The sequence below is a fragment of the Thermotoga sp. SG1 genome (assembly GCF_002865985.1).
Taxonomy (GTDB): domain Bacteria; phylum Thermotogota; class Thermotogae; order Thermotogales; family Thermotogaceae; genus Thermotoga.
Genome location: NZ_LNDD01000005.1, coordinates 139,450 through 160,659, shown reverse-complemented (window position 1 = coordinate 160,659; position 21,210 = coordinate 139,450). Strand labels below are relative to the sequence as shown.

The 21,210-nt window shown below is 46.3% G+C and carries 25 protein-coding genes; 6 read left to right on the top strand and 19 right to left on the bottom strand.

Annotated features, from left to right (window positions below; all coding sequences use genetic code 11):
• Nucleotides 1-5: 5 nt before the first annotated feature.
• The 9 genes from rplW to AS006_RS08375 form a co-directional block, all read right to left on the bottom strand.
• The gene (gene rplW, locus AS006_RS08415) at nt 6-308 is read right to left on the bottom strand and encodes a 50S ribosomal protein L23 (RefSeq protein WP_101513904.1); all 303 of its coding nucleotides are present in this window, start codon (nt 306-308) and stop codon (nt 6-8) included.
• Entirely contained in the window at nt 280-987 is a 708-nt protein-coding gene (gene rplD, locus AS006_RS08410; RefSeq protein WP_101513903.1) for a 50S ribosomal protein L4, read from the bottom strand. Before rplD ends, rplW begins: the two co-directional genes overlap by 29 nt.
• Nucleotides 988-1,007: 20 nt before the next feature.
• Nucleotides 1,008-1,631, bottom strand: coding sequence for a 50S ribosomal protein L3 (rplC, locus tag AS006_RS08405; RefSeq protein ID WP_101513902.1), 624 nt, complete (start codon nt 1,629-1,631; stop codon nt 1,008-1,010).
• An 18-nt stretch (nt 1,632-1,649) separates the two neighbouring features.
• Nucleotides 1,650-1,958, bottom strand: a complete 309-nt coding sequence (gene rpsJ, locus AS006_RS08400; RefSeq protein ID WP_101513901.1) for a 30S ribosomal protein S10 — start codon at nt 1,956-1,958, stop codon at nt 1,650-1,652.
• A 53-nt stretch (nt 1,959-2,011) separates the two neighbouring features.
• Nucleotides 2,012-3,214, bottom strand: coding sequence for an elongation factor Tu (gene tuf / locus AS006_RS08395; protein WP_101513900.1), 1,203 nt, complete (start codon nt 3,212-3,214; stop codon nt 2,012-2,014).
• Nucleotides 3,215-3,225: 11 nt separating this feature from the next.
• Nucleotides 3,226-5,313: an elongation factor G gene (gene fusA, locus AS006_RS08390; protein WP_101513899.1), complete on the bottom strand. Its 2,088-nt coding sequence runs from the start codon at nt 5,311-5,313 to the stop codon at nt 3,226-3,228.
• Between the two features lie 4 nt (nt 5,314-5,317).
• Nucleotides 5,318-5,785 (bottom strand): 30S ribosomal protein S7, encoded by a 468-nt coding sequence (gene rpsG, locus AS006_RS08385; protein ID WP_015919482.1) that lies wholly within the window; start codon nt 5,783-5,785, stop codon nt 5,318-5,320.
• 11 nt (nt 5,786-5,796) lie between these two features.
• On the bottom strand, nt 5,797-6,180 hold the full coding sequence (gene rpsL, locus AS006_RS08380; protein ID WP_038067420.1) for a 30S ribosomal protein S12: 384 nt from the start codon (nt 6,178-6,180) through the stop codon (nt 5,797-5,799).
• Nucleotides 6,181-6,298: 118 nt separating this feature from the next.
• On the bottom strand, nt 6,299-6,718 hold the full coding sequence (locus AS006_RS08375) for a DUF1893 domain-containing protein (protein WP_233185705.1): 420 nt from the start codon (nt 6,716-6,718) through the stop codon (nt 6,299-6,301).
• A gap of 53 nt (nt 6,719-6,771) precedes the next feature.
• Between AS006_RS08375 and AS006_RS08370 the strand changes: the two genes are divergently transcribed.
• From AS006_RS08370 to AS006_RS08345, 6 genes are all read left to right on the top strand, one after another.
• Nucleotides 6,772-7,746: a PhoH family protein gene (locus AS006_RS08370; protein WP_101513897.1), complete on the top strand. Its 975-nt coding sequence runs from the start codon at nt 6,772-6,774 to the stop codon at nt 7,744-7,746.
• An 80-nt stretch (nt 7,747-7,826) separates the two neighbouring features.
• Nucleotides 7,827-9,116, top strand: a complete 1,290-nt coding sequence (locus tag AS006_RS08365; protein ID WP_233185704.1) for an HD family phosphohydrolase — start codon at nt 7,827-7,829, stop codon at nt 9,114-9,116.
• Nucleotides 9,097-9,546, top strand: a complete 450-nt coding sequence (ybeY, locus tag AS006_RS08360; RefSeq protein WP_101513895.1) for an rRNA maturation RNase YbeY — start codon at nt 9,097-9,099, stop codon at nt 9,544-9,546. Before AS006_RS08365 ends, ybeY begins: the two co-directional genes overlap by 20 nt.
• Nucleotides 9,501-10,721 carry a DUF1015 domain-containing protein gene (locus tag AS006_RS08355; protein WP_101513894.1) on the top strand — a complete coding sequence of 407 codons (1,221 nt, stop codon included), beginning with the start codon at nt 9,501-9,503 and terminating at the stop codon, nt 10,719-10,721. Before ybeY ends, AS006_RS08355 begins: the two co-directional genes overlap by 46 nt.
• A gap of 12 nt (nt 10,722-10,733) precedes the next feature.
• On the top strand, nt 10,734-11,426 hold the full coding sequence (locus AS006_RS08350; RefSeq protein ID WP_101513893.1) for a zinc metallopeptidase: 693 nt from the start codon (nt 10,734-10,736) through the stop codon (nt 11,424-11,426).
• Nucleotides 11,423-12,718, top strand: coding sequence for a 16S rRNA (cytosine(967)-C(5))-methyltransferase (locus AS006_RS08345; protein WP_101513892.1), 1,296 nt, complete (start codon nt 11,423-11,425; stop codon nt 12,716-12,718). The genes AS006_RS08350 and AS006_RS08345 overlap by 4 nt, the downstream gene beginning before the upstream one ends.
• On the opposite strand, the gene AS006_RS08340 is transcribed toward AS006_RS08345, so the two are convergent.
• Genes AS006_RS08340 through dapF form a run of 10 tightly spaced genes read right to left on the bottom strand, consistent with a single transcriptional unit; the run spans nt 12,688 to nt 21,208 of the window.
• Nucleotides 12,688-13,965 (bottom strand): nucleotidyltransferase, encoded by a 1,278-nt coding sequence (locus AS006_RS08340; RefSeq protein ID WP_255408731.1) that lies wholly within the window; start codon nt 13,963-13,965, stop codon nt 12,688-12,690. The genes AS006_RS08345 and AS006_RS08340 overlap by 31 nt on opposite strands.
• The gene (locus AS006_RS08335) at nt 13,962-14,354 is read right to left on the bottom strand and encodes a hypothetical protein (RefSeq protein ID WP_199167546.1); all 393 of its coding nucleotides are present in this window, start codon (nt 14,352-14,354) and stop codon (nt 13,962-13,964) included. Before AS006_RS08335 ends, AS006_RS08340 begins: the two co-directional genes overlap by 4 nt.
• Complete coding sequence (locus AS006_RS08330) at nt 14,351-14,779, bottom strand: Fur family transcriptional regulator (RefSeq protein ID WP_233185703.1); 429 nt, start codon at nt 14,777-14,779, stop codon at nt 14,351-14,353. The genes AS006_RS08335 and AS006_RS08330 overlap by 4 nt, the downstream gene beginning before the upstream one ends.
• Nucleotides 14,776-15,852, bottom strand: coding sequence for a M20 family metallopeptidase (locus AS006_RS08325; RefSeq protein ID WP_101513889.1), 1,077 nt, complete (start codon nt 15,850-15,852; stop codon nt 14,776-14,778). The genes AS006_RS08330 and AS006_RS08325 overlap by 4 nt, the downstream gene beginning before the upstream one ends.
• Entirely contained in the window at nt 15,853-17,013 is a 1,161-nt protein-coding gene (lysA, locus tag AS006_RS08320; RefSeq protein ID WP_101513888.1) for a diaminopimelate decarboxylase, read from the bottom strand. It abuts the gene before it with no gap.
• 36 nt (nt 17,014-17,049) lie between these two features.
• The gene (locus AS006_RS08315; RefSeq protein WP_101513887.1) at nt 17,050-18,261 is read right to left on the bottom strand and encodes an aspartate kinase; all 1,212 of its coding nucleotides are present in this window, start codon (nt 18,259-18,261) and stop codon (nt 17,050-17,052) included.
• A 14-nt stretch (nt 18,262-18,275) separates the two neighbouring features.
• Nucleotides 18,276-18,977, bottom strand: a complete 702-nt coding sequence (gene dapD / locus AS006_RS08310; protein WP_199167544.1) for a 2,3,4,5-tetrahydropyridine-2,6-dicarboxylate N-acetyltransferase — start codon at nt 18,975-18,977, stop codon at nt 18,276-18,278.
• Nucleotide 18,978: 1 nt separating this feature from the next.
• The gene (dapB, locus tag AS006_RS08305) at nt 18,979-19,629 is read right to left on the bottom strand and encodes a 4-hydroxy-tetrahydrodipicolinate reductase (RefSeq protein ID WP_101513886.1); all 651 of its coding nucleotides are present in this window, start codon (nt 19,627-19,629) and stop codon (nt 18,979-18,981) included.
• Nucleotides 19,626-20,510, bottom strand: a complete 885-nt coding sequence (gene dapA / locus AS006_RS08300; RefSeq protein WP_101513885.1) for a 4-hydroxy-tetrahydrodipicolinate synthase — start codon at nt 20,508-20,510, stop codon at nt 19,626-19,628. The genes dapB and dapA overlap by 4 nt, the downstream gene beginning before the upstream one ends.
• Nucleotides 20,495-21,208, bottom strand: a complete 714-nt coding sequence (gene dapF, locus AS006_RS08295) for a diaminopimelate epimerase (protein WP_101513884.1) — start codon at nt 21,206-21,208, stop codon at nt 20,495-20,497. The genes dapA and dapF overlap by 16 nt, the downstream gene beginning before the upstream one ends.
• Nucleotides 21,209-21,210 lie beyond the last annotated feature (2 nt).

Sequence of the window (21,210 nt, the reverse complement as noted above, 5' to 3'; positions counted from 1 at the left end):
CCCTCTCAGTGTTCGCCTTCCAGTTCTTTAATGGTATAGCCTTCTTTGAGAGTTACCACCGCTTTCTTCCAACTGCGGGTCTTTCCTTCGAATATTCCCCTTCTCTTCGGTTTGGGCTTCATGTTGATGACGTTGACCTTCTCCACTTTGACGTTGAATATCTTCTCCACGGCCTCTTTTATCTGGTTTTTGTTCGCAAGAGGGTTCACCTCAAAGACATATTTCCTCTGCTCGCGAAGTCTGAGAGCCTTTTCTGTGATTATGGGTCTGACCAGCACATCATGCAGTGAGAGCTTTTCTTGCTTCATTTCCGAGCACCTCCTCTATCTTAGCAACCATATCCCTGGTGAGGATCAGATAGTCATACTTGAGCATGTCGAAAACGTTAAGACCATCTATCCTTACGGCTTTCTCACCATTTTTACTGTTGTTGGGGTTGTCCGCTATTATCACCTTTACGTTTGGAAGATTCTTTCCAGAGAGTTTCACATTGACATAACCCTCTTCTTTCCAAGGTAAAACGATCAACGCTTTCTTGTCAGCAAGGTTGAGGTTCTGAAGGATTTCCTTCAGGGATTTTGTTTTTGGTATTTCAAGTTTTAGATCTTCGAGCACCAGAAGTTTGTTTTCTCTGTACTTGACAGACAGTGCGGAACGGAGAGCGAGTCTCTTCATCTTCTTATTGAGTTTCTTACTCCAGTCTCTGGGCTTTGGACCGTGGGCAACTCCTCCGTGTCTCCAGATAGGAGATCTTATGGATCCGTGTCTGGCTCTTCCCGTGTGTTTCTGTGGCCAGGGTTTTCGACCGCCTCCGGAAACCTCTCCTCTTGTCTTTGTGGAAGCGGTGCCCGCTCTTCTGTTGGAGAGCTGCATGTCTACGTATCGCCACATCACATCGTAGTTAGGATCGATGTTGAAAACAAAATCACTGATCTCAAGGCTACCAACTTTTTCTCCCTTCACATTGAGAAGATCCACCTGAGCCATTTTCTATTCCTCCTCCACTGTTACTTTTTCGGGGCCTTGGCGCTCCTGATCAAAACGAGCCCGCCCCTCGCTCCAGGGACACCACCTTTGACCGCTATCAGATCGTTTTCTGGATCGACATCTACAACCTGCAGGTTTCTAACAGTTACCCTTTCATTCCCATATCTTCCCGGCATCTTTTTGCCTTTCCATATCCTCGCAGGTTCGGTGTGCTGACCTACGGATCCGAGTTCTCTATGGAATTTGGAACCATGGCTTTTTGGACCTCCACTGAACCCCCATCTTTTCATTGCTCCTGCGAATCCTCTTCCTTTGGACCAACCAGTGACATCCACGTATTCGCCTTTTTCGAATATATCAACCTTTATAACCTGACCAGGTTCGTACTCGTCGGGGTTGTCCACCCTGAATTCTCTGAGTACTCTCATCGGTTCAACACCGAATTTTTTGAAGTGACCAGCAAGGGGCTTGTTCACTTTTTTTGCTTTCTCAAATCCAAGTTGTACGGCGTTGTAACCGTCCGTTTCAACCGTTTTCTTCTGCACGACAACACAGGGCCCGGCTTTTATGACGGTAACCGGGACCGCTTCATTACCAATAAAAACCCTTGTCATACCGATTTTTCTTCCTATTATCATCTTCATCAAAGACACCTCCAGGGATTACAGTTTGATCTCAACGTCGACACCTGCTGGGAGGTTTATCCTCATCAGGGCATCAATGGTTTTTGGAGACGGATCTATAATGTCTATGAGTCTCTTGTGTACTCTCTTCTCAAAATGTTCTCTGGAGTCTTTGTGCTTCATAGGAGATCTCAACACACAGTAAAGCGTCCGCTCCGTTGGGAGAGGAATTGGACCGGACACTTTGGAATTCGTTGATTTTGCAACCTCAACGATCTTTTTTGCCGACCCGTCTAGCAGTTCGTGGTCATAGGCTTTGAGTTTTATCCTTATCCTCTGTCCAGGCATATTCTAAGCACCCTCCCTCTTCTCTCAAGAAGGAGGGGGAGAACAACTCCCCCTCACTCGATAACTTCTGTGACAACGCCAGCTCCAACTGTTCTTCCGCCTTCTCTTATAGCGAATCTCTGACCTTTCTCAATAGCAACGGGGTAGATGAGCTCTATTTCCATCTCGACGTGGTCTCCAGGCATGACCATTTCGACTCCTTCCGGAAGTCCCACGATTTCACCAGTAACGTCAGCCGTTCTTATGTAGAACTGAGGTTTGTAACCCTTTGTAAACGGTGTGTGTCTTCCACCTTCCTCTTTCTTCAGAACGTAGACCTCTGCTTTGAACCTCTTGTGGGGTTTAATGCTACCAGGAGCTGCAAGAACCTGACCTCTTTCGACTTCGTCTTTGTCGATTCCCCTGAGCAGACATCCCACGTTGTCACCAGCGATACCTTCATCGAGTTCTTTTCTGAACATCTCAACACTTGTGACGACTGTCTTTCTGATTTCATAACTGAGTCCTATGATCTCAACCTCGTCACCAGGTCTGATTCTTCCTCTTTCGATTCTTCCAGTGACAACCGTTCCTCTTCCTGTGATGGAGAAAACATCTTCGATGGGCATGAGGAACGGTTTGTCAACTTCCCTCTGAGGATCTGGGATGTAGCTGTCCATAGCATCGAGCAGCTCCCGAATGGGTTTGTATGCTTCATGATTCGGATCGTCTGGAGCTTCAATGGCCTTCAAGGCAGATCCTTTTATAACGGGCACTTCGTCACCGGGGTATTCGTACTGACTCAGAAGATCTCTCACTTCCATCTCAACGAGTTCGATAAGCTCAGGATCGTCAACCATATCTGTTTTGTTGATGAAAACGATCATGTAAGGAACTTCAACCTGTCTCGCAAGAAGCACGTGTTCTCTTGTCTGGGGCATGGGTCCATCCGTTGCAGCAACAACGAGTATGGCTCCATCCATCTGAGCAGCACCGGTGATCATGTTCTTAATGTAGTCAGCGTGTCCGGGACAGTCGATGTGGGCGTAGTGTCTTTTCTCGGTTTCGTACTCAACGTGCGTGATGTTGATGGTGATACCTCTTGCCTTCTCCTCAGGAGCCTTGTCGATCTGATCGTAAGGCACGTATTTCGCAAGCCCTTTCAGAGAAAGGTACTTTGTTATAGCGGCCGTCAGTGTGGATTTTCCGTGGTCGATATGCCCGATGGTTCCAACATTAACATGGGGTTTTGCTCTTACAAACTTTTCCTTTGCCATGTTCTCCCTCCTTAAACAACTTTAATGATCTTCTCGGCGATTTTCTCCGGAACCTCTTGATAGTGAGAGAACTGCATGATGTAACTTGCTCTTCCCTGACTCAGAGATCTCAGTGTTGTAGCATATCCAAACGTTTCAGAGAGTGGGACCTTTGCCACTATGACTTTCAAATGGCCTCTTGTTTCGAGAGATTCCACCTTTGCCCTTCTGGAATTGAGATCGGCAATGATGTTGCCCATGTACTCTTCTGGAGTTGTGATCTCCAGCTTCATGATCGGCTCAAGAAGAACTGGCTGTGCCTTCTTCATTGCTTCCTTGAACGCCAGAGAGGCTGCAATTTTGAACGCCATCTCTGAAGAATCTACTTCGTGGTACGATCCGTCGAGCACAGTCGCTCTTATTCTCACGACAGGATAGCCAGCAAGAAGACCGGACATCATTGCTTCTTTGATTCCCGCTTCTATGGCCGGCATGAACTCTTTTGGTATCACACCACCAACGGTTTTATCGATGAATTCGAAGTTTTTACCTTCCTCTTCTGGAATAGGCTCTATCCTGAGTATCACATGACCGTACTGGCCTCTACCACCGGTTTGCCTGATGTACTTTCCTTCTGCTTCAGCGGCTTTTTTGATGGTCTCTCTGTAGGCAACCTGAGGTTGACCAACTCTGACGTTCACGCCGAACTCTCTCTTCAATCTGTCGACGATTATTTCAAGATGGAGTTCACCCATACCGGAGATGATCGTCTCGCCAGTTTCTTTGTCCACCTTCACCTGAAGAGTAGGATCCTCTTCAGACAGTGCCAGGAGTGCCTTCACCAGTTTTTCCTCATCGCTCTTCGTCGCCGGTTCAATGGCAAGAGATATGACTGGTTCTGGGAAGTCGATCTTTTCCAGGACGATTGGCTCTTTCTCATCACAAAGAGTGTCTCCCGTCTGAGACACTTTCAATCCAACTCCTGCGGCTATATCACCGGGTCTTACATAATCAACCTCTTCGCGCTTGTCTGCGTGCATGAAAACGATTCTTGAGATTCTCTCTCTCTGACCCTTGGTGGAGTTGTAGACGTAGCTTCCTTTTTCCAGCCTTCCAGAGTAAACCCTGAAGTACACCAGTTTTCCTATGTACGGATCCACCTGAACTTTGAAAACAAGGGCTGTGAACGGTTCGTTCTCGTCTGGTTTCCTGTAGACGACCTCGCCATCTGAGAGTCTCCATCCCTTAACAGGAGGAAGATCCAGAGGAGACGGGAGATAGTCTATTACGGCATCCAGCAATGGCTGTATTCCCTTGTTCATTTTCGCCGCTCCACACAGGACGGGAACCGCTCTATTCTCTATGGTGGCTTTCCTCAGAACTTTCTTGATTTCCTCCTCGGTGATTTCCTCTCCCTCGAGGTATTTCTCGAGTATCGCTTCATCCAGTTCTGCCAGTTTTTCCAGCATCTCTTCTCTTCTGAGTTCTGCTTCTTCTCTCAACTCGTTCGGAATTTCTCTTTCTTCGTACACAGAACCATCCTCGCTGGTCCAGTAGAGCGCTTTCATCTTTATAAGATCTATTACTCCCTGGAAGTCCTTTTCACTCCCGATCGGCATCTGAATAGGTATGGGATTGGCTTTGAGTTTTGTAATAAGTGTTTCGACTGCCATGTAAAAATCTGCACCGACCTTGTCCATCTTGTTCATGAAGGCTATTCTGGGAACGTTGTATTTATCTGCCTGCCTCCAGACGGTTTCTGATTGTGGCTCGACACCTGCCGTTGCATCGAAAACGGCAACCGCTCCATCGAGCACTCTAAGTGCCCTCTCAACCTCAGCCGTGAAGTCAACGTGCCCGGGTGTATCGATTATGTTGATCCTGTATCCCTTCCAGAAGCACGTTGTAGCGGCGGACTGTATCGTAATGCCCCTTTCCTTCTCCTGGGGCATCCAGTCTGTGGTTGCTGTTCCTTCATCCACATCTCCTATGAAGTGTTTTCTTCCTGTGTAGTAAAGGATTCTTTCCGTTGTGGTCGTCTTTCCGGCATCGATATGAGCCATTATACCGATGTTCCTAATCTTATCCAGGTCAACATACCTCGCTTCTACACTCTGCATACTCTCACCACCTGTAATGTGCAAAGGCCCTGTTTGCTTCTGCCATCCTGTGGGTGTCTTCCTTTTTCTTGATGGCCGTACCCGTGTTGTTGTAGGCTGCCATTATCTCCTCAGCCAGTTTTTCTTTCATAGGGCGTCCTTTCTTAGCTCTTGCAGCCTCAACTATCCATCTTATAGCAAGAGAGGTTCTTCTTGGTTCCTGAACCTCAATGGGAACCTGATACGTTGCACCTCCAACCCTTCTTGGTCTCACCTCAAGGACGGGCTTTACGTTCTCCACAGCCTGTCTGAAGACTTCAAGAGGATCTTTCTTCATCTTCTCCTTGATGATATCGAAAGCACCGTAGACGATCTTCTGGGCGATCGTCTTTTTTCCATCCCACATCACTTTGTTTATCAGCTTTGCTACCAGAACATCTCCATAAACTGGATCAGGCGGTATTTGTCTTCTTTCAGCTCTTCTTCTACGCACCCGCAGTCACCTCACTTTTTTTGGTCCTTGGGCCTCTTGGCACCGTATTTACTCCTGGACTGCCTTCTTCCTTCAACTCCAGCCGCATCCAGGGCACCTCTTATGATCTTGTACCTGACACCAGGAAGGTCCTTCACCCTTCCGCCTCTTACGAGGACCACCGAGTGTTCCTGAAGATTGTGGCCTATACCAGGTATGTATGCTGTGACTTCTATACCGTTAGAAAGCCTTACCCTAGCAATCTTTCTGAGAGCAGAGTTCGGCTTCTTCGGGGTCATGGTGGAAACCTTTATACAGACACCTCGTTTTTGAGGGTTTCCTTGAAGAGCAGGAGCTTTAGATTTCTTCTTTTTAGGCTTCCTTCCATGCCTGATCAATTGATTAATGGTCGGCATCTTCATCCTCCCTTCCTTTCGTTCAGACCAAGCCAGGGTTTTATTTTACTCTTCAAACAGAAGATTGTCAACACAAGAGACCTCTGAACAATTTACCACAAGTAGCTTGAGGGTTTGTTTAAGATAAGGTGAACTTTGAGAGAATTCTTTCTATGGCTTCTTTCGGATCATTCACATCCAGGAGCATTTTCTCAAAGGGACACATGTTTTTTCCATTCCTTGATAACACAAAAGGTACTTCCTCTTCATAGGAAAACTTCACACCGTGTTTGTTCAACAGACCGATGGCACCTTCACTGATGACAAAGGCGTGAACGAAAGAAGGCCTCATTTCCACAAAAAAGAAGGCTGCTGCCCTTCCGACGAGTCTGTCCACCACCACACATCCAGACAGATCTTTTAAGATCGTATAAACCTTAACAAGGGGTTTCAAACCGCTTTCTGTGCTTTCAAAGATCGCCTGATCGTCTCTTATCACGATCAAACTCAAACCTCTTTCCTCGATGAGTTTTTTTGCTCTTTCAACAGTATCTTTCACAACTTTCACTCTCCTGATGTGTAGTATAATTTCCTTGAAAAAGTATAACAGGTCTGGAGGTGGGAACCACGATCACTGTTAGGAAAGTCAGGATTCCCGAAGATGTGGGCGTGTTGGAGATATTCGGTCAGTACGATAAAAGAGCAAGATACCTCAGGAAAACGTTCAACGTGGATCTCGCAGTCCGAGGTAGTGAAATTCTCATAAAAGGTTCAGACGAAAGGAGTGTAGAAGCAGCACACCGCGTCCTGGACGAGATCATATCCATAACAAGAGACGGACATTTACTGGACTGGACCGAATTCGAGTATTTAGTGGAAAAGGTTTCAAACGCGGAAAGTGTGAAGGATGTTTACTCGAAAAACAACGGAGGCCCTGTTCTTGGAAGAAAGGTAAAACCCAAAACTTTGGGCCAAAAAAGGTATCTAGAAGCTGTCGAGAAAAACGACCTGGTTTTCGTGATAGGACCAGCTGGTACAGGGAAAACGTACCTGGCAGTGGCTATCGCTCTTGATTACCTGAAAATGGGTAAAGTGAACAGAATTGTTCTGACAAGGCCAGCGGTTGAAGCAGGAGAAAAGTTAGGATTCTTACCAGGAGATTTGACAGAAAAAGTAGAGCCCTACCTGAGGCCTCTGTACGATGCCATAATTGACATCACTTCTCCAGATAAATTCAACAGTTATCGTGAAAGGGGAATCATAGAAATCGTGCCACTTGCCTACATGAGAGGGCGTACATTGAACAACTCCTTCATAATTCTGGATGAAGCGCAGAACACCACTTATCAGCAGATGAAGATGTTTCTGACCAGGCTCGGGTTCAATTCAAAGGCGGTTGTGACCGGCGATATCACACAGGTTGATATAGAAGAAGGGAAATCCGGTCTAATAGAGTGTCAGAAGATACTGAAGGGCATACCTGGAATAGAATTTGTGTATCTTGATGAAAGTGATGTTGTGAGACATCCTCTCGTGAAGAAGATCATAAAAGCCTACGAAGAATACGAAAGGTCGAGAAAGTCATGAATCGAAAGCGATTGTTTGCCGTAGTAGCGACCATCTTTTTATCTTTGTTCATGGCACATATTCGCACAGGATTTCAACCTATGAATTTGATCTCTGAAGGCATTGTCACTCTTGCAATCTGGTTTTCACTGGTAGAAACAAGCGTCAGGCATTTCAGAAAATACTCTCTCAGCCAGGTTTACACTTACACACACCTTTCTTTGATCCTGCTGGGGACTGTTTTCATAGGATTTTCCCTTCCAGAAATTGGCCCTTTCATGACCCCACTCTACATACCGGTTGCGCTGATGAGTCTGCTGTTCAATTTTGAGGTTGCCCTCACAAGTGGTGTTCTTCTTTCCATCATTTCCATGTACAGATGGTATTACGATATAAATCTGATCATGCCTTTTCTTCTGACGGTTTTGATCGCCACAAAAACCCTTTCAAACGCTGACAGAAGACTCGATGTTATGAAATCGTCTGCTCTGACGTCACTGGCACTTACAGGAACTCACCTCTTCATGAGATTTGGTTTGAACATTGAGTACACCTCGTACGATCTTCTAGCAGCCCTTCTCAATCCGATTCTCTCGGGTGTGATGGTATTAGGTATTCTTCCATATGTGGAGTACACGAGCCGTCTTTATTCCAACCTCGGTCTCATCGAATTTGGAAACCTGAACCATCCTCTCCTGAAGATGCTTGCCATGAAAGCACCGGGGACGTACTATCACAGCGTGATCGTAGCAAATCTGGCAGAGGCAGCCGCAGAGAAGATAGGCGCAAATCCCGTCCTGGCTCGAATTGGTGCTTATTATCACGATATAGGTAAGATGAAAAGGCCCCACTTTTTCACAGAGAACATAAGGGACGGTAAGAACCCTCACGAAGACATAACACCTTCTCTGAGCCATCTTGTTCTAAACGAGCACGTGAAGTACGGAATAGAACTTGCTCGTAAACATCGCCTTCCTTTGCTCGTGGAATTCATCATCCCGCAGCATCACGGAACAAGATCACAGAAGTACTTCTACTACAAAGCCAAACAGCAGTTTGAGGACATACCAGAGGAAGAATTTCGCTACCCGGGACCAAAACCACAGTTCAAAGAAGCTGCCATCATAATGCTGGCTGATTCTGTGGAAGCAGCATCCAGAAGTTTGAAGAATCCTTCCGTTACTCAGATAAAAGAATGCGTGGAGGATGTCATTTCCTCCATCTTCTTCGAAAGGCAACTCGATGAATCTGGTATTACCCTGAGTGAGCTAGAAAAGATCTCAGACGCCTTTCTACAGGTGCTCGTTAACATATTCAGTTCCAGGATAGAATACCCAGAAGAGGCAAAATTGCAGAAGGTGGTAAGAATAGATGGTCAAAATTCTGGGTGAAGGAAAAGGAAAAGAGATCTTGAAAAGTTTGAGTGAAAAATTAGACGAAATCGTAAAGAAGGAGATAGGAAACGTCAACACGAACGTGATACTCGTGAGTAAAGATCAAATAAAAGAAATGAACAGAGAATTCCGTGGTGAAAACTTCCCAACAGATGTGCTTACCTTTCCTCTCCTCGAGGAAGTTTACGGAGAAATCTACATCTGTCCCGAGGTTGTTGAGGAGAATGCAAAGGAATACAACAACACTTTTGAGAAAGAACTGATAGAGGTTGTAATACACGGGATACTTCACCTTGCAGGATACGACCACGAATTTGAAGATAAGAACGCAAAAGAGATGTTCGAAAAACAACATATCTATGTAGAGGAGGTATGGAACGAATGGAGATCAAGCCTTTCAGGGGGTATCGGCCAAGAAAGGACGTAGTTGAAAAGTTCGTGGCAAAACCCTATGACGTGGTGTCGTTTGTCGAAGCCAAAGAGACCATCAAAAGCAACCCGCTCAGTTTCCTCAGAGTGACAAGGGTTGAGGCAGAAACGCATGAAATAGAAATGGATCCTACCCCTGAAGACATGGAGAGAGCTAGAAAAAACCTTGAGGATTTCATAGAAAAAGGCATCCTGATTCAGGAAGAAAAAGAAGCCCTATACATATACCGTCAAAAGATGGGAGATCATATACAGACGGGTCTTGTGGCTTTGTTCCCTGTGGAAGAATACAAAAAAGGTCACATAAAGAGACACGAACTCACCAGAAAGAAGAAAGAAGAGGAAAGGGTTCAGCACATCCTGGCAACAAGGGCTCACACGGGGCAGGTCTTCCTCTTCTACAGATCCATGGAAGTGCTGGACAGGAAACTGATGGAACTTGCCGACTCTCTGGAACCTATTTACAGGCTAACGGACGACCTGGATGTGGTTCACGAGTTCTTCGTTGTCTCCGATGAAAAAGAGATCGAAGAAATAAAGAATCTCTTCAAAAACATAGAAAACCTGTACATAGCAGATGGACACCACAGAGCAGCTGCAGCTGCAAGGGTGAGTGATATTCTCGATAGGGAAGTAGGAAAGGGACCACATAACTATTTCATGGCTACGGTTTTTCCCCATAACCATCTCAGGATATTCGATTACAACAGGGTTGTTCGTTCTCACCTCACCGTGGAAAAACTTCTGGAGGAAGTTTCAAAAAAGTTCGACATTTACAGGTCCTATGTCGTTCCCGCAAGACCTTCAAGAGAACACGAGATCGCGATGTACGTAGGAAACGGTAAGTGGTATGTGTTAATTCCCAGGGAAATTCCTGAAGGCGTTGTCGAAAGTCTAGACGTGAACATACTCCAGCGAGAGCTTCTTGAACCGGTTTTTGGTATTTCCAATCCAAGAGAGGACGAGAGAATAGACTTCATAGGTGGGATAAAAGGGCTCTGTGAACTGGAAAGAATCGTTGACAAAGGAGAATTCGATGTGGCCTTTGCTCTATATCCCGTGAACATAGAAACGCTGATGAGAGTCTCAGATGAAGGAAAAACCATGCCACCAAAGTCCACCTGGTTTGAACCAAAACTTCTGAGCGGTCTGGTGGTCCACGTCTTTGGCTGAGGAGGTGATAGTGTGTTCTTCTTCTTTGATCCAACCTTCATCATACTCATTCCGGGCTTGCTACTGGCACTCTGGGCGCAGATACGGGTTCAGACGGCTTACGCCAGGTATTCACAGGTGAGATCCTCTCTGGGACTCACAGGGTACGAACTCGCAAGGAGATTGCTCGAAAATGCCGGTATCTACAACGTGAAGATAGAAGTCGTTTCGGGGTTTCTCTCCGATCATTATGATCCTGTGAAGAAAGTTCTCAGGCTCTCTCCACAGAACTTCAAAGGAACTTCTGTCGCCTCTCTTGGAGTTGTGGCTCACGAAGTGGGACACGCCATACAAGACGCTGAGAAATATCCTCTGCTTGCTCTGAGAAACATGATGGTACCGGCAGCCGCGTTGGGATCGAACCTCTCGTGGTTCATCTTCCTTTTCGGTCTCATCTTCTACACACCGTTTTTGATAAGGCTGGGTATAATTCTGTTTTCACTGGTTGTTCTCTTCACACTGATCACTCTTCCTGTAGAGTTCAACGCCAGCAGGCGTGCGGTGAAACTCCTTGAAACCTCGATGCTGATGCCCGAGTACGAACTGAGAGGTGTCAAAGAGGTTCTGAACGCAGCGGCTCTCACATACGTTGCCTCGTCTTTGACAGCGTTCCTTCAGCTTCTCAGAATGATAGCTCTGGCAGGGCTTTTCGGTGATAGAAGATGAGAACAAACGTGAGATTGCTCGCTTACAGGCTCCTTCGAAAGTGCGAAAAGGAAAAATTTCTGGACAGAGAGGACGTGGACAGCGTCCTCTCTGTTTTGAACGATAAAGACAGAAGATTCCTCAAGGAACTCGTGTGGGGAGTCATGAGGAAGGAAGAGCTCCTGGATTGGTATATAAATCAACTTCTCAGAAATCCAGATATTCCACCAGCCGTGAGGGTTGCACTGAGAATGGGAGTCTATCAACTTCTCTTCATGGATGGTGTACCAGATTACGCCGCAGTGAGTGAAACGGTAAAGCTGATCAAGAACGAAAACTTCAGAAAACTCGTCAACGCTGTGCTGAGGAGAGTAAAGAGTGTACCACCTCCCAACGATCTTCATCTTGTTTACTCACATCCAAAGTGGATAGTCGATTACTGGAATTCCTTTCTTCCAGAAGAGGCCGTGCTGAGGATCATGGAGTGGAACCAAAAACCACTTCCAACCGTGCTTCGCGTGAACTCACTTGTTACGACCAGAGACGAAGTCATAGAGATCCTCTCAAAAGAGGGAACAGAGGCTATTTATGGGAAACATTCTCCATTTTCTGTTGTGATAAAGAAACTGGGAGTTCCTCTGAACGATTCGAAGGTCATAACGGAGGGTCTCGCCACGGTTCAGGGAGAATCTTCCCAGATCGTACCGCTTCTTATGGATCTGGAACCGAATATGAAAGTACTGGACACATGCTCTGCTCCGGGTGGAAAGACAACCTTCATTGCTGAACTGATGAAGGATAAAGGAGAAATTCTGGCAACAGACGTGAGTATGGAAAGGTTGCAACTGGTCGAAAAACACGTAAAACGCCTGAAACTTTCTTCTGTGAAGATCAAACTCGCAGATGCGGAGCGCCTTATAGAGTTCATTCAAGATGAGTTCGATCGAATCCTTGTGGATGCACCGTGTTCTTCTCTTGGGACGGCAAGAAACCATCCAGAGGTGTTGAGAAGAGCAAAAAAAGAAGAGTTCAAAGAACTTTCGGAAAAACAGTTTAGAATACTTTCTCAGTCGTGGAAACTCTTGAAGAAAGGCGGCATTTTGCTGTACAGTACATGCACCATAACTAAAGAAGAAAACACAGAGGTCATAAAGATCTTCGTTGAGCAAACCCCCGATGTTGATGTGATTGATTTGAGAGAAAGATTGAAAGATTACAGAGTAGAAGGGGTGTGGGATGGCTTTGGATTTCTGATGCTACCAGACGAGACTCTCACATCGTTCTATGTCTCTGTTCTCAAAAAAACCGGGTGAATTGCAAAGTCTCTTTCTCTGCATCTTTCTTCCTTCGACGGAAAGAACGTGGAGTAGAAGTTGGTTGCCTTCACATCGAGTTTCAGTTGCTCGACGAAAAGGTTTCTATCCACAGGCAGTTCTGTTTTTTCCAGCACCTTTCTGTAAAGAGACATGTTGGTTACAATGGGAAGTTTTGCTTTCTTTCTCATGATCGCCAGGATCTCTCTTCCCTTTTCGGTAAAACCGAGCACTCTGATGTACTGAGGGCCCTTTTCGTTGCTTTCTTCAACGAATTCCTTACTCATCTCCAGAACAGAGAAGAGAGACAGTCTTCTTATTCGTGAAAAAGTGAATCTTTTCGCCTTGACGCACTCCAGAAAATCCTTGTACGACCCTGTCTGTCTGGCACACACCTGAAATCTTTTTTCAAGTCCTTCGGAAAACCCGTGTATTTTCTCAAAGTATTCCCTTTCTTTCAACCGGAAAAACGCCAGCATGAAATCTCCCATATACTCCAGAAAAACAGGTCCTCTTCCCTCTTTGAACTCTCTCATCAGGATCTCGTAAGACGCCTCGGGAAGGGATTCTCTGGCCTCGCTCCACTTTTCTTCTCTCAAAAGATTTCTGATCGCTGTGGCGCTTGAGAATTTTCCTTTGAAAGAAATATCCTTTTCTTCTGCCCCCACTCTCTTTATCGTGTGAAACCTGATCGAAGACCCTATTCTAAGAGCAGAGTGCAGATATTCAACTCCAAGGATGTCGTTGGACTTTTCGAGTCTCAGAACGTTCTTTTCGTTCCATCCTTTGAGAGAAAAATACCTCATCAAAGCAAATTTACGAGCGTTTGGAAAGGAATAGCCCTTCTTCAATTCTTCGTGCAGAAGCGCTTTGTATTCCTCGGGCTGTTCAAAAAGGATCTTCGCCACCTGCCACAGGAAATCTATGTCGTTGGATTCACTTCCAAAGACAACGTCTGTGACAACACCCGTCGAATCGAGTAAACTCACAGCACCGAATGCAAAACCACCCGCATCCTGGATGGCGAAAGCCGTCGGAAGCTCCAGAACAACGTCTATCCCCATCTTCAGGGCAATCTCGGTGCGGGCAAATTTATCTATCACAGCGGGTTCCCCTCTTTGGCAGAAGTTCCCGCTCATCACAGCAATCGTATACTCAGGTTTTACGATCTCTCTGGCCTGTGTCAGATGATAGAGGTGCCCGTTGTGAAACGGGTTGTATTCGACCACAACACCAAGGACCTTCAGGGTTCATCCCTCCTGATAACGGTCAGAAAGAAGGCAAGCAACACCATGGTGAAGAGTAAAAAGAGAACGTATACACCAATAACTCTGGAAACAAGGCTTCCAAAGATGTAGAGTCCATAGAGCTGGGCCCCCAGGGAAGGAAAAAGAAAAAGAAAGCCTAACACCACAAGCCATTTCTTTCCAGAAGAAGTGTAATAGTTCAAGGAGATTCCCGAGAAGAGAAACGGAAGAAACAAAAAAAGCAACACCGCAAGAAAGCTCTCCGGAACGCTAACCCCCAGAAAAGTGGAGATGTAGGGCTCAAGGTAATAGAAAACCACCCATCCCATAAGTCCGATTGTGCCCACAACTATCAGAAGAATGGATAAAAACTGGGTGAAAAACCTCAATCTTTCACCCTCTTCAGACAATCTTCACACACACCACGTATTACGATTTCTATCTTCTCTCTCTTTCCCCTGACCTTTCCAAGATCCAGTTTTTTTATCTCGATGTCTTCTATTTTTCCGCAGACCTTGCACACGAAGTGTCCGTGTGGTACAGGGTTGAAGTCGAAGATAGTTTTCTGCCCATAGCTGAATGAGTATATCACACCGAGATCCACAAGAAGGTACAGGGTACTGTACAGCGTCGCTATGGAAAGGGATGGAATCTTTTTTGAAAGAACAGAGAACAGTTCTTTTGCTTCGAAGTGTCCTTTTTCCATCTTCGATACGAACTTTATGATTTCCATTCTCTGTGTCGTCAGTTTGACTTTTTTTGCCTTCAACTGCTCAACAATCTCTTCCAGATTCATCTCGTTCACACTCCTCATATTGCCACCGCAAGGGAGGCAAGAAGTTCAGATGCCAGAGGTATGTACTCGTCCCTTGGTAGAAAACAGGGATGATGAAGTCCCACTCTCCTTTCCCCTTCTCCCACACCAAACCAGAAGGAAAGAGATGGAAACACCTGTGTGAAGTATCCAAAGTCTTCCCCAGTCTTCTTCATTTCGCATTCGATGAACTTGAGGTTCAATTTTTCGCAGTTTTTCTTCAATATCTCCAGAAGCTCTGCGTCGACCTTTACCTCCGGATAGACACTTCCCTTTTCGAGAGAAAAATCAACACCAGATCTGTCTTTGAGAGTCAAAAGTTGGTTTTTCATCTCCGACAATATTTCCTCTGCTATCTTCAAAGTCTTTGCCCTTATAGTACCTTCTATCTTCACCTCTGAAGGAACCACGTTTCTCACCCGGCCACCAACGATTTTCCCAACACCAACAAGGGCATCCCACTTTCTGCCGTAAAGCCAGTGCAGGAAAGAGACGGCTACTTTCAACGCATCTTTCCCTTTTTCGGCAAAGGCAATGTGAGCGGGGACACCTTTAAAGTATACATCGAATTCCGTCGCCGAAGCAAACAGCACCCCGACCCTCGACGCCACCGTTCCCACGTCGTATTCGTCCGTTACATGGAATCCAACAGCAGCCTTGATGATGTAGTTTTTCCTGAGGAACTCGACAACCTCCTTTGCACCACCACCGGTTTCTTCGGCAGGCTGAAAAACAAAGAGGAAATTCTTTCGTACAGTCTTCAACCGTTTCATTGCACCGTAGAGGGCACTCATGTGAAAGTCATGCCCACAGGCGTGCATGTAGTCGTTTCTTGAGGCAAACTCCCATCCTGTCTCCTCTCTGATGGGGAGGGCATCCATTTCCGCCCTTAACAAAACGTAAGGCCCCTCTGTTTCTTTCTTCTCAACGACCAGACCCGTTCCGGCAACCTCCACTATCCTTTCGTAGCCGATCTTTTGGATCGCCGATCTGAGAATCTCCCGGGTCTTGAATTCCTTAAAGGAGGGTTCTGGATTCATGTGGAGGAGATGTCTCAGTTCTATTTCGCCCATTCACATCACCACATCCTTGAAGATGTCCATCATGTTTTCCCTTCTTCTTATCAGTACCAGTTCGCCACTTTTTTTCACCAGTACCTCTGCGGGCTTTGAGGTCGAGTTGTAGTTGTTCGCCATGGTGTAACCGTACGCACCCGCGTTTTCCACAAACAGGAAATCTCCCGGTTCAACTGCTGGAAGATTCCGATCGTACGCTATAACGTCTCCACTCTCACACAGGGGACCTACAACATCTGCCTTTATGTCTGATCCTTCTTTTCCATAGACGAAGATCCTGTGATGGGCAGAGTACAGGGCAGGTCTTATGAGTGTGTTCATTCCACCATCCACAACAACGAACACCTTGTTTTCTCCTCTTTTGACGAGAATGACTTTCAGTACGAGAAAGCCGGCAGGAGCGATGATGTATCTTCCGATCTCAACGAACACCCTTTTGAATCCATCAAGAAGTGGTACAACCTTTTCCCGATACTCTTGAACGTTCAGTTCTTCTCCCTGATAGTCTATTCCCCATCCTCCTCCTATGTTGATCTCTTCAAAACTGTATCTTTTTGAAGCTTCTACAACCTTTTCATAGGCTTCAAGGAAAGGATCCACTTTCGTTATCTGAGAACCTATGTGAACATGAAGGCCTTTTATGTTCATTCCTTTGAATCTCTTCATAAAACTGTCCAGTGCGTTCAGAGGGATACCGAATTTGTGTTTTTTGAGTCCGGTGGAGATGTGAGGATGAGTTCGTGCATCCACCTCTGGATTCACCCTGACAAAAAAGTTCACGTCTTCTGGACTCAGACTTTCCCACATCTCCATCTCCTCAAAGGAGTCAACGTTTATCGTTCTTACTCCTTCTTTTAAAAAGTGAAGCATCTCTTCCTTGCTTTTTCCGTTTCCGTTCCAGACGATCAGAAAAGGAGCCACTCCGGCAAGTTTGGCAGCGAAGAGTTCTCCCTTTGTCACCACATCCATTCCAAAGCCTTCTTCTTTTAGAATTGCAAGCAAATTGGGATTGTTGTTTGCCTTCACGGCAAAGGTGGGAAGAAGGTTTATCCCCTGGAAAACCTCTTTTACCCTTCTGGCACGCTCACGTATTGTTTCTTCGAAATACACATAAAGAGGTGTACCGTGGATCTCCGCTGCTTTTTTCAGTGTCTCCATTGTGCTCGACGTTTTAATGACACACACCTCCCCTGATCATTCGGCCAGACCAAACTCGTCAACCACCGCTTTCAAAGCTTTTTCAGCATCTTTTTCTGGAACAAGGCAGGAGATCTTTATCTCAGATGTGGTGACAAGTTCTGGAGTAACACCAATCCTCTTCAAAGCACTGAAAAACCTTGCCGCAACCCCAGGGCTTGTTCTCATTCCGACACCGACGATCGAGAGTTTGGCAAAACCTTCCTCGTAGGAGGATTTCCAACCTTCAACATCTTTCAGAGCATTTCTGAGCGCCTCGTCAAGATCGTCTTTGTGATCTTCCAGTATTGTGAAAGACAAAAACACCTTTCCGTTCGATGGAACAAGAGAGATCATATCGACGTTCAGAGAACGCTTCCCTACCTCTTCGAATATGGCAGTGATGTATTCTGCCTCTTTTGGAAGGAAAGAGATCGAAACTTTTATCTGTCCATGCGAAATTGTTGCACCCGTCACAACGGGTTCCTCCAGCCATTCGGGAAGTCTTTCCACCACCATGGTTCCCTCCTCTTCAACAAAAGAAGAAGCGCAGTACACGGGTATTCTGTACTTTTTGGCGATTTCAACGGATCTGGAATGAAGCACCTTCGCCCCAAGTGCGGTGAGTTCGAGAGCCTCGTCATAAGTTATGTACTTCAACTTTTTTGCCCCCGGAATGAGTCTGGGATCGCACGTGTAGATACCATCCACGTCGCTGTAGATCTCGCAGGGAACTCTCAGCTTTGCAGCGAGGGCAACCGCCGATGTGTCCGATCCACCACGTCCAAGCGTGGTGAGATCCCCCCTCTCGTTCACTCCCTGAAAGCCGGTTACAACCAGAGCATCGTGCTCCTTGAGGTTTTCCATGATCACACTATCATCTATGTCCATGATGCGAGCACTCGTGTGATGCGGTGTGGTTTTTATCTTCACCTGAAAGGCGTTCAAAGATTTTGCTTTCACGCCGAGATCCTTTAAAGCCATCGAAAGCAAAGCGGCAGAAACCTGCTCTCCCGTTGCCAGGAGCATATCGAGTTCTCTTGCGTCAGGTTTTGGTGAAACCTCTTTTGCAAGTTTTATGAGTTCGTCAGTTGTCTTTCCCATGGCAGAGACCACAACGACCACTTTGAAACCTTCTTCAATCTTTTTCTTTATCCTCCTTGCAACGTTTTTTATCCTCTCTGGAGTGGCAACTGAACTACCACCGTACTTTTGTACCACCAGTTTCATCTCTACAACCTCCATCATTCCAAATTTCTGAGTTCGTCAACGATCCTGGTCTTTTTCTTTGTTCTTTCGTCTATCTGCTTTATCACACGCGCAGGCACACCCGCAACCACGGTGTACGGTGGAACGTCTTTTGTTACAACGGCCCCGGCAGCCACTACAGCCCCTTTTCCAACCGTGACACCCTCCAGTATCACAGCGTTTGCTCCAACGACCACCTCATCCTCTATTACCACCGGCTTTGCACTTGGAGGTTCTATAACACCAGCGATAACCGCACCCGCTCCAATATGGCATTTCTTTCCTATGATAGCCCTTCCACCTACGACAGCGTTCATGTCTATCATTGTTCCCTCACCAATCACCGCTCCAACGTTTATTACTGCGCCCATCATGATTACAGCACCTTCGCCGATTTCCACCATGTCTCTTATGATCGCACCCGGTTCGATTCGAGCCCTGTACTTGGTGATGTCTGCAAGAGGAAGAGCGGAGTTTCTTGCCTTCACTTCCAGATGGTAGTCTTCTATCTTTTCACCATACTTTTCGAGTAACTCTCTGAAATCTTCGTACTCTCCAAAAAGAACTCCAAACTGATCGTTACCGAAGAACTTGAATTTAGAGAAATCTACCCCATCGAGTTTTCCCTTTATGTAGGCAACAATGGGGGTTTTCTTTTTTGACTTTGCTATCATCTCTATGATCTCTCTTGCATCCATTTCATTCACCTCCAAACACGATCTTTTCGAAACTGTAAAAACCAGGTTCTCTTCCAACAAGAAATTCAGCGGCTTTCAATGCTCCTATGGCGAAAACTGTTCGGGAGATCGCCCTGTGCTTTATCTCTATCGTCTCACCCACGTTTCCAAACACGACCACATGATCACCGGGGATTCCTCCGATCCTCAAAGAGTGAATGGGAACTTCCTTTCCCAGAGCTTTTTTCAGAAGGATCGCTGTTCCGGAGGGGGCGTCCTTCTTGAAGCGATGGTGCGCCTCCACAACCTCCACGTCCCAATCTGAAAGAACCTTCGAAAGTTCTGAAAGGAACCTTTTCAGAACGTTTATCCCTATGGAGAAATTGTAAGACTGAACAACGGGAACTTCTTTTGAAAGTTCTTTCAGCATCTCGAAATGTTCTTCCTTCAAGGCAGTGGTCCCCAGAACAAGGGCAGATTTGTATCTTCTACACAGATCAACGGTTCCTGGTAAAGCATCCGCCGAGGAAAAGTCCACGATCACGTCGGGTGAGTCTTTTATCTCTTTGCCGTTCACATCTACCTTTAAGACGAGTTCGTGTCCCTTCTCGGAAAAGACTTTTTGAATTTCCTGCCCCATGCGCCCGGAGTACCCCACGATTCCATACTTCATAACAGACCACTCTCCCTGAGGACTCCCTTGAGGAGCTCCACCGTCTTTTCACTTGCAGAAACAAGAGGTAGCCTCAACTCGTTTTCCACGTAACCCATGAGAGAAAGAGCGGCCTTCACAGGTATTGGGTTCGTTTCCACAAAGAGGGTCTTCATGAGCGGTCTGAGTTTTCTGTGGATCTCCCTTGCCCTTTCGATGTTTCCGCCGAAGAACTCGGCACAAAGATCAGACATCTGTTTTGGCGCCACATTGGAGGCCACAGAGATCACACCGTCTCCACCTGCACACAGCAAATAGAACGTTCTGTCATCGTTTCCAGACCAAACCATGAAATCACTTCTTGCGCTCTTGGTAAGGGTGACTGTTCTGTCTATCTGGTCGATATCTCCATTAGCCTCTTTTATTCCGACAACGTTCTTGAGATCGGATGCTATCCTTGCAGCGGTTTCCGGAAGAACGTTCACCCCTGTTCTTCCTGGAACGTTGTAGACGATGATCTTCAGGTCTGTTCTTTCTGAGATGTATTTGTAGTGTTGGTAGATCCCTTCCTGAGTGGGTTTGTTGTAATAGGGAGTGACTATGAGCACACCGTCGGCTCCGAGTTTTTCTGCCTGTTTGACAAGTTTTAGGGTTTTCTCTGTGGAATTCGTCCCAGCACCCACAATAACGGGAATCTTTCCATCAACGATTTCGAGAGTTTTTGAGACAAGTCTTTCCCTCTCGTCATCGTTCACCGTGGGAGCTTCTCCTGTCGTTCCAAGAACGATCAGCGCACTCACGCCACCATCAAGTTGGTACCTGACCAGTCTCTCGTAAGCCTCCAGATCAAGTTCTCCGTTTTTGAAAGGTGTGACGATCGCAGTTCCTACTCCTCTGAACATCTTTTCACATCCCCCTTCAAATAGATTTCCCCATTATCTTCTCTGAGAAAAAGTGTTCCTCCGGGTACCAGAACTCTCATCTCCTTAGAACCCGTTCTGCTATGGTGCACGAAGAAAACGGCCGTTACACCGGTTCCACAGGCTTTCGTTTCCCTCTCCACACCACGTTCGTACGTTCTTACCTTCAGGAAGCCCTGGGCAACCTCATAAAAATCGACGTTGGCATTGGTTTTGTGCCTCAAGAACCTTCCGAGTTTTTCCACATCCACTTCATCCACGTTTCTCACTTCTAAAATGAAATGGGGAACCCCCACCACCACAAAATGTCCCCTGTAACCGTCCACTTCGAGTTCTTTCACTTCCGAAACGTCAGGCATCCTCACCCAGATTCCATCGTCCAGGAAAACCTTTATTTCCCCCGCTCTTGAAAGAAAGGTGAATCTTCTCTGTTTCACCCATCCTCTGTCTATCAGATACTGCGAAAAAGCCCGGGCACCGTTTCCACAGAAGGTTGCCATGCTTCCATCGCGATTGTAATAATCCATGAAGAACTTCTCACCCAACTTTTCTACGAATATCACACCATCCAGATCTCCCGCATGGTTTCGTACAAAATCTGGTTTTTCGTTCTCGGAGATCCTTTTTTCGGTGTTGTCTACCATCAGGAAGGTGTTCCCATTCGCAGAATAGCAAACCACTT

What these genes read in the sequence shown, in the direction of transcription:
- tuf (WP_101513900.1), bottom strand. Translation starts at nt 3,214, where the DNA reads ATGGCAAAGGAAAAGTTTGTAAGAGCAAAACCCCATGTTAATGTTGGA.
- AS006_RS08325 (WP_101513889.1), bottom strand. Translation starts at nt 15,852, where the DNA reads ATGGGCGAAATAGAACTGAGACATCTCCTCCACATGAATCCAGAACCC.
- AS006_RS08365 (WP_233185704.1), top strand. Translation starts at nt 7,827, where the DNA reads ATGAATTTGATCTCTGAAGGCATTGTCACTCTTGCAATCTGGTTTTCA.
- dapA (WP_101513885.1), bottom strand. Translation starts at nt 20,510, where the DNA reads ATGTTCAGAGGAGTAGGAACTGCGATCGTCACACCTTTCAAAAACGGA.
- rplD (WP_101513903.1), bottom strand. Translation starts at nt 987, where the DNA reads ATGGCTCAGGTGGATCTTCTCAATGTGAAGGGAGAAAAAGTTGGTAGC.
- AS006_RS08315 (WP_101513887.1), bottom strand. Translation starts at nt 18,261, where the DNA reads ATGAAACTGGTGGTACAAAAGTACGGTGGTAGTTCAGTTGCCACTCCA.
- rplW (WP_101513904.1), bottom strand. Translation starts at nt 308, where the DNA reads ATGAAGCAAGAAAAGCTCTCACTGCATGATGTGCTGGTCAGACCCATA.
- AS006_RS08330 (WP_233185703.1), bottom strand. Translation starts at nt 14,779, where the DNA reads ATGAGGAGTGTGAACGAGATGAATCTGGAAGAGATTGTTGAGCAGTTG.
- ybeY (WP_101513895.1), top strand. Translation starts at nt 9,097, where the DNA reads ATGGTCAAAATTCTGGGTGAAGGAAAAGGAAAAGAGATCTTGAAAAGT.
- dapB (WP_101513886.1), bottom strand. Translation starts at nt 19,629, where the DNA reads ATGAAGTATGGAATCGTGGGGTACTCCGGGCGCATGGGGCAGGAAATT.
- rpsJ (WP_101513901.1), bottom strand. Translation starts at nt 1,958, where the DNA reads ATGCCTGGACAGAGGATAAGGATAAAACTCAAAGCCTATGACCACGAA.
- dapD (WP_199167544.1), bottom strand. Translation starts at nt 18,977, where the DNA reads ATGGATGCAAGAGAGATCATAGAGATGATAGCAAAGTCAAAAAAGAAA.
- rpsL (WP_038067420.1), bottom strand. Translation starts at nt 6,180, where the DNA reads ATGCCGACCATTAATCAATTGATCAGGCATGGAAGGAAGCCTAAAAAG.
- lysA (WP_101513888.1), bottom strand. Translation starts at nt 17,013, where the DNA reads ATGGAGACACTGAAAAAAGCAGCGGAGATCCACGGTACACCTCTTTAT.
- AS006_RS08355 (WP_101513894.1), top strand. Translation starts at nt 9,501, where the DNA reads ATGGAGATCAAGCCTTTCAGGGGGTATCGGCCAAGAAAGGACGTAGTT.
- rplC (WP_101513902.1), bottom strand. Translation starts at nt 1,631, where the DNA reads ATGAAGATGATAATAGGAAGAAAAATCGGTATGACAAGGGTTTTTATT.
- fusA (WP_101513899.1), bottom strand. Translation starts at nt 5,313, where the DNA reads ATGCAGAGTGTAGAAGCGAGGTATGTTGACCTGGATAAGATTAGGAAC.
- AS006_RS08345 (WP_101513892.1), top strand. Translation starts at nt 11,423, where the DNA reads ATGAGAACAAACGTGAGATTGCTCGCTTACAGGCTCCTTCGAAAGTGC.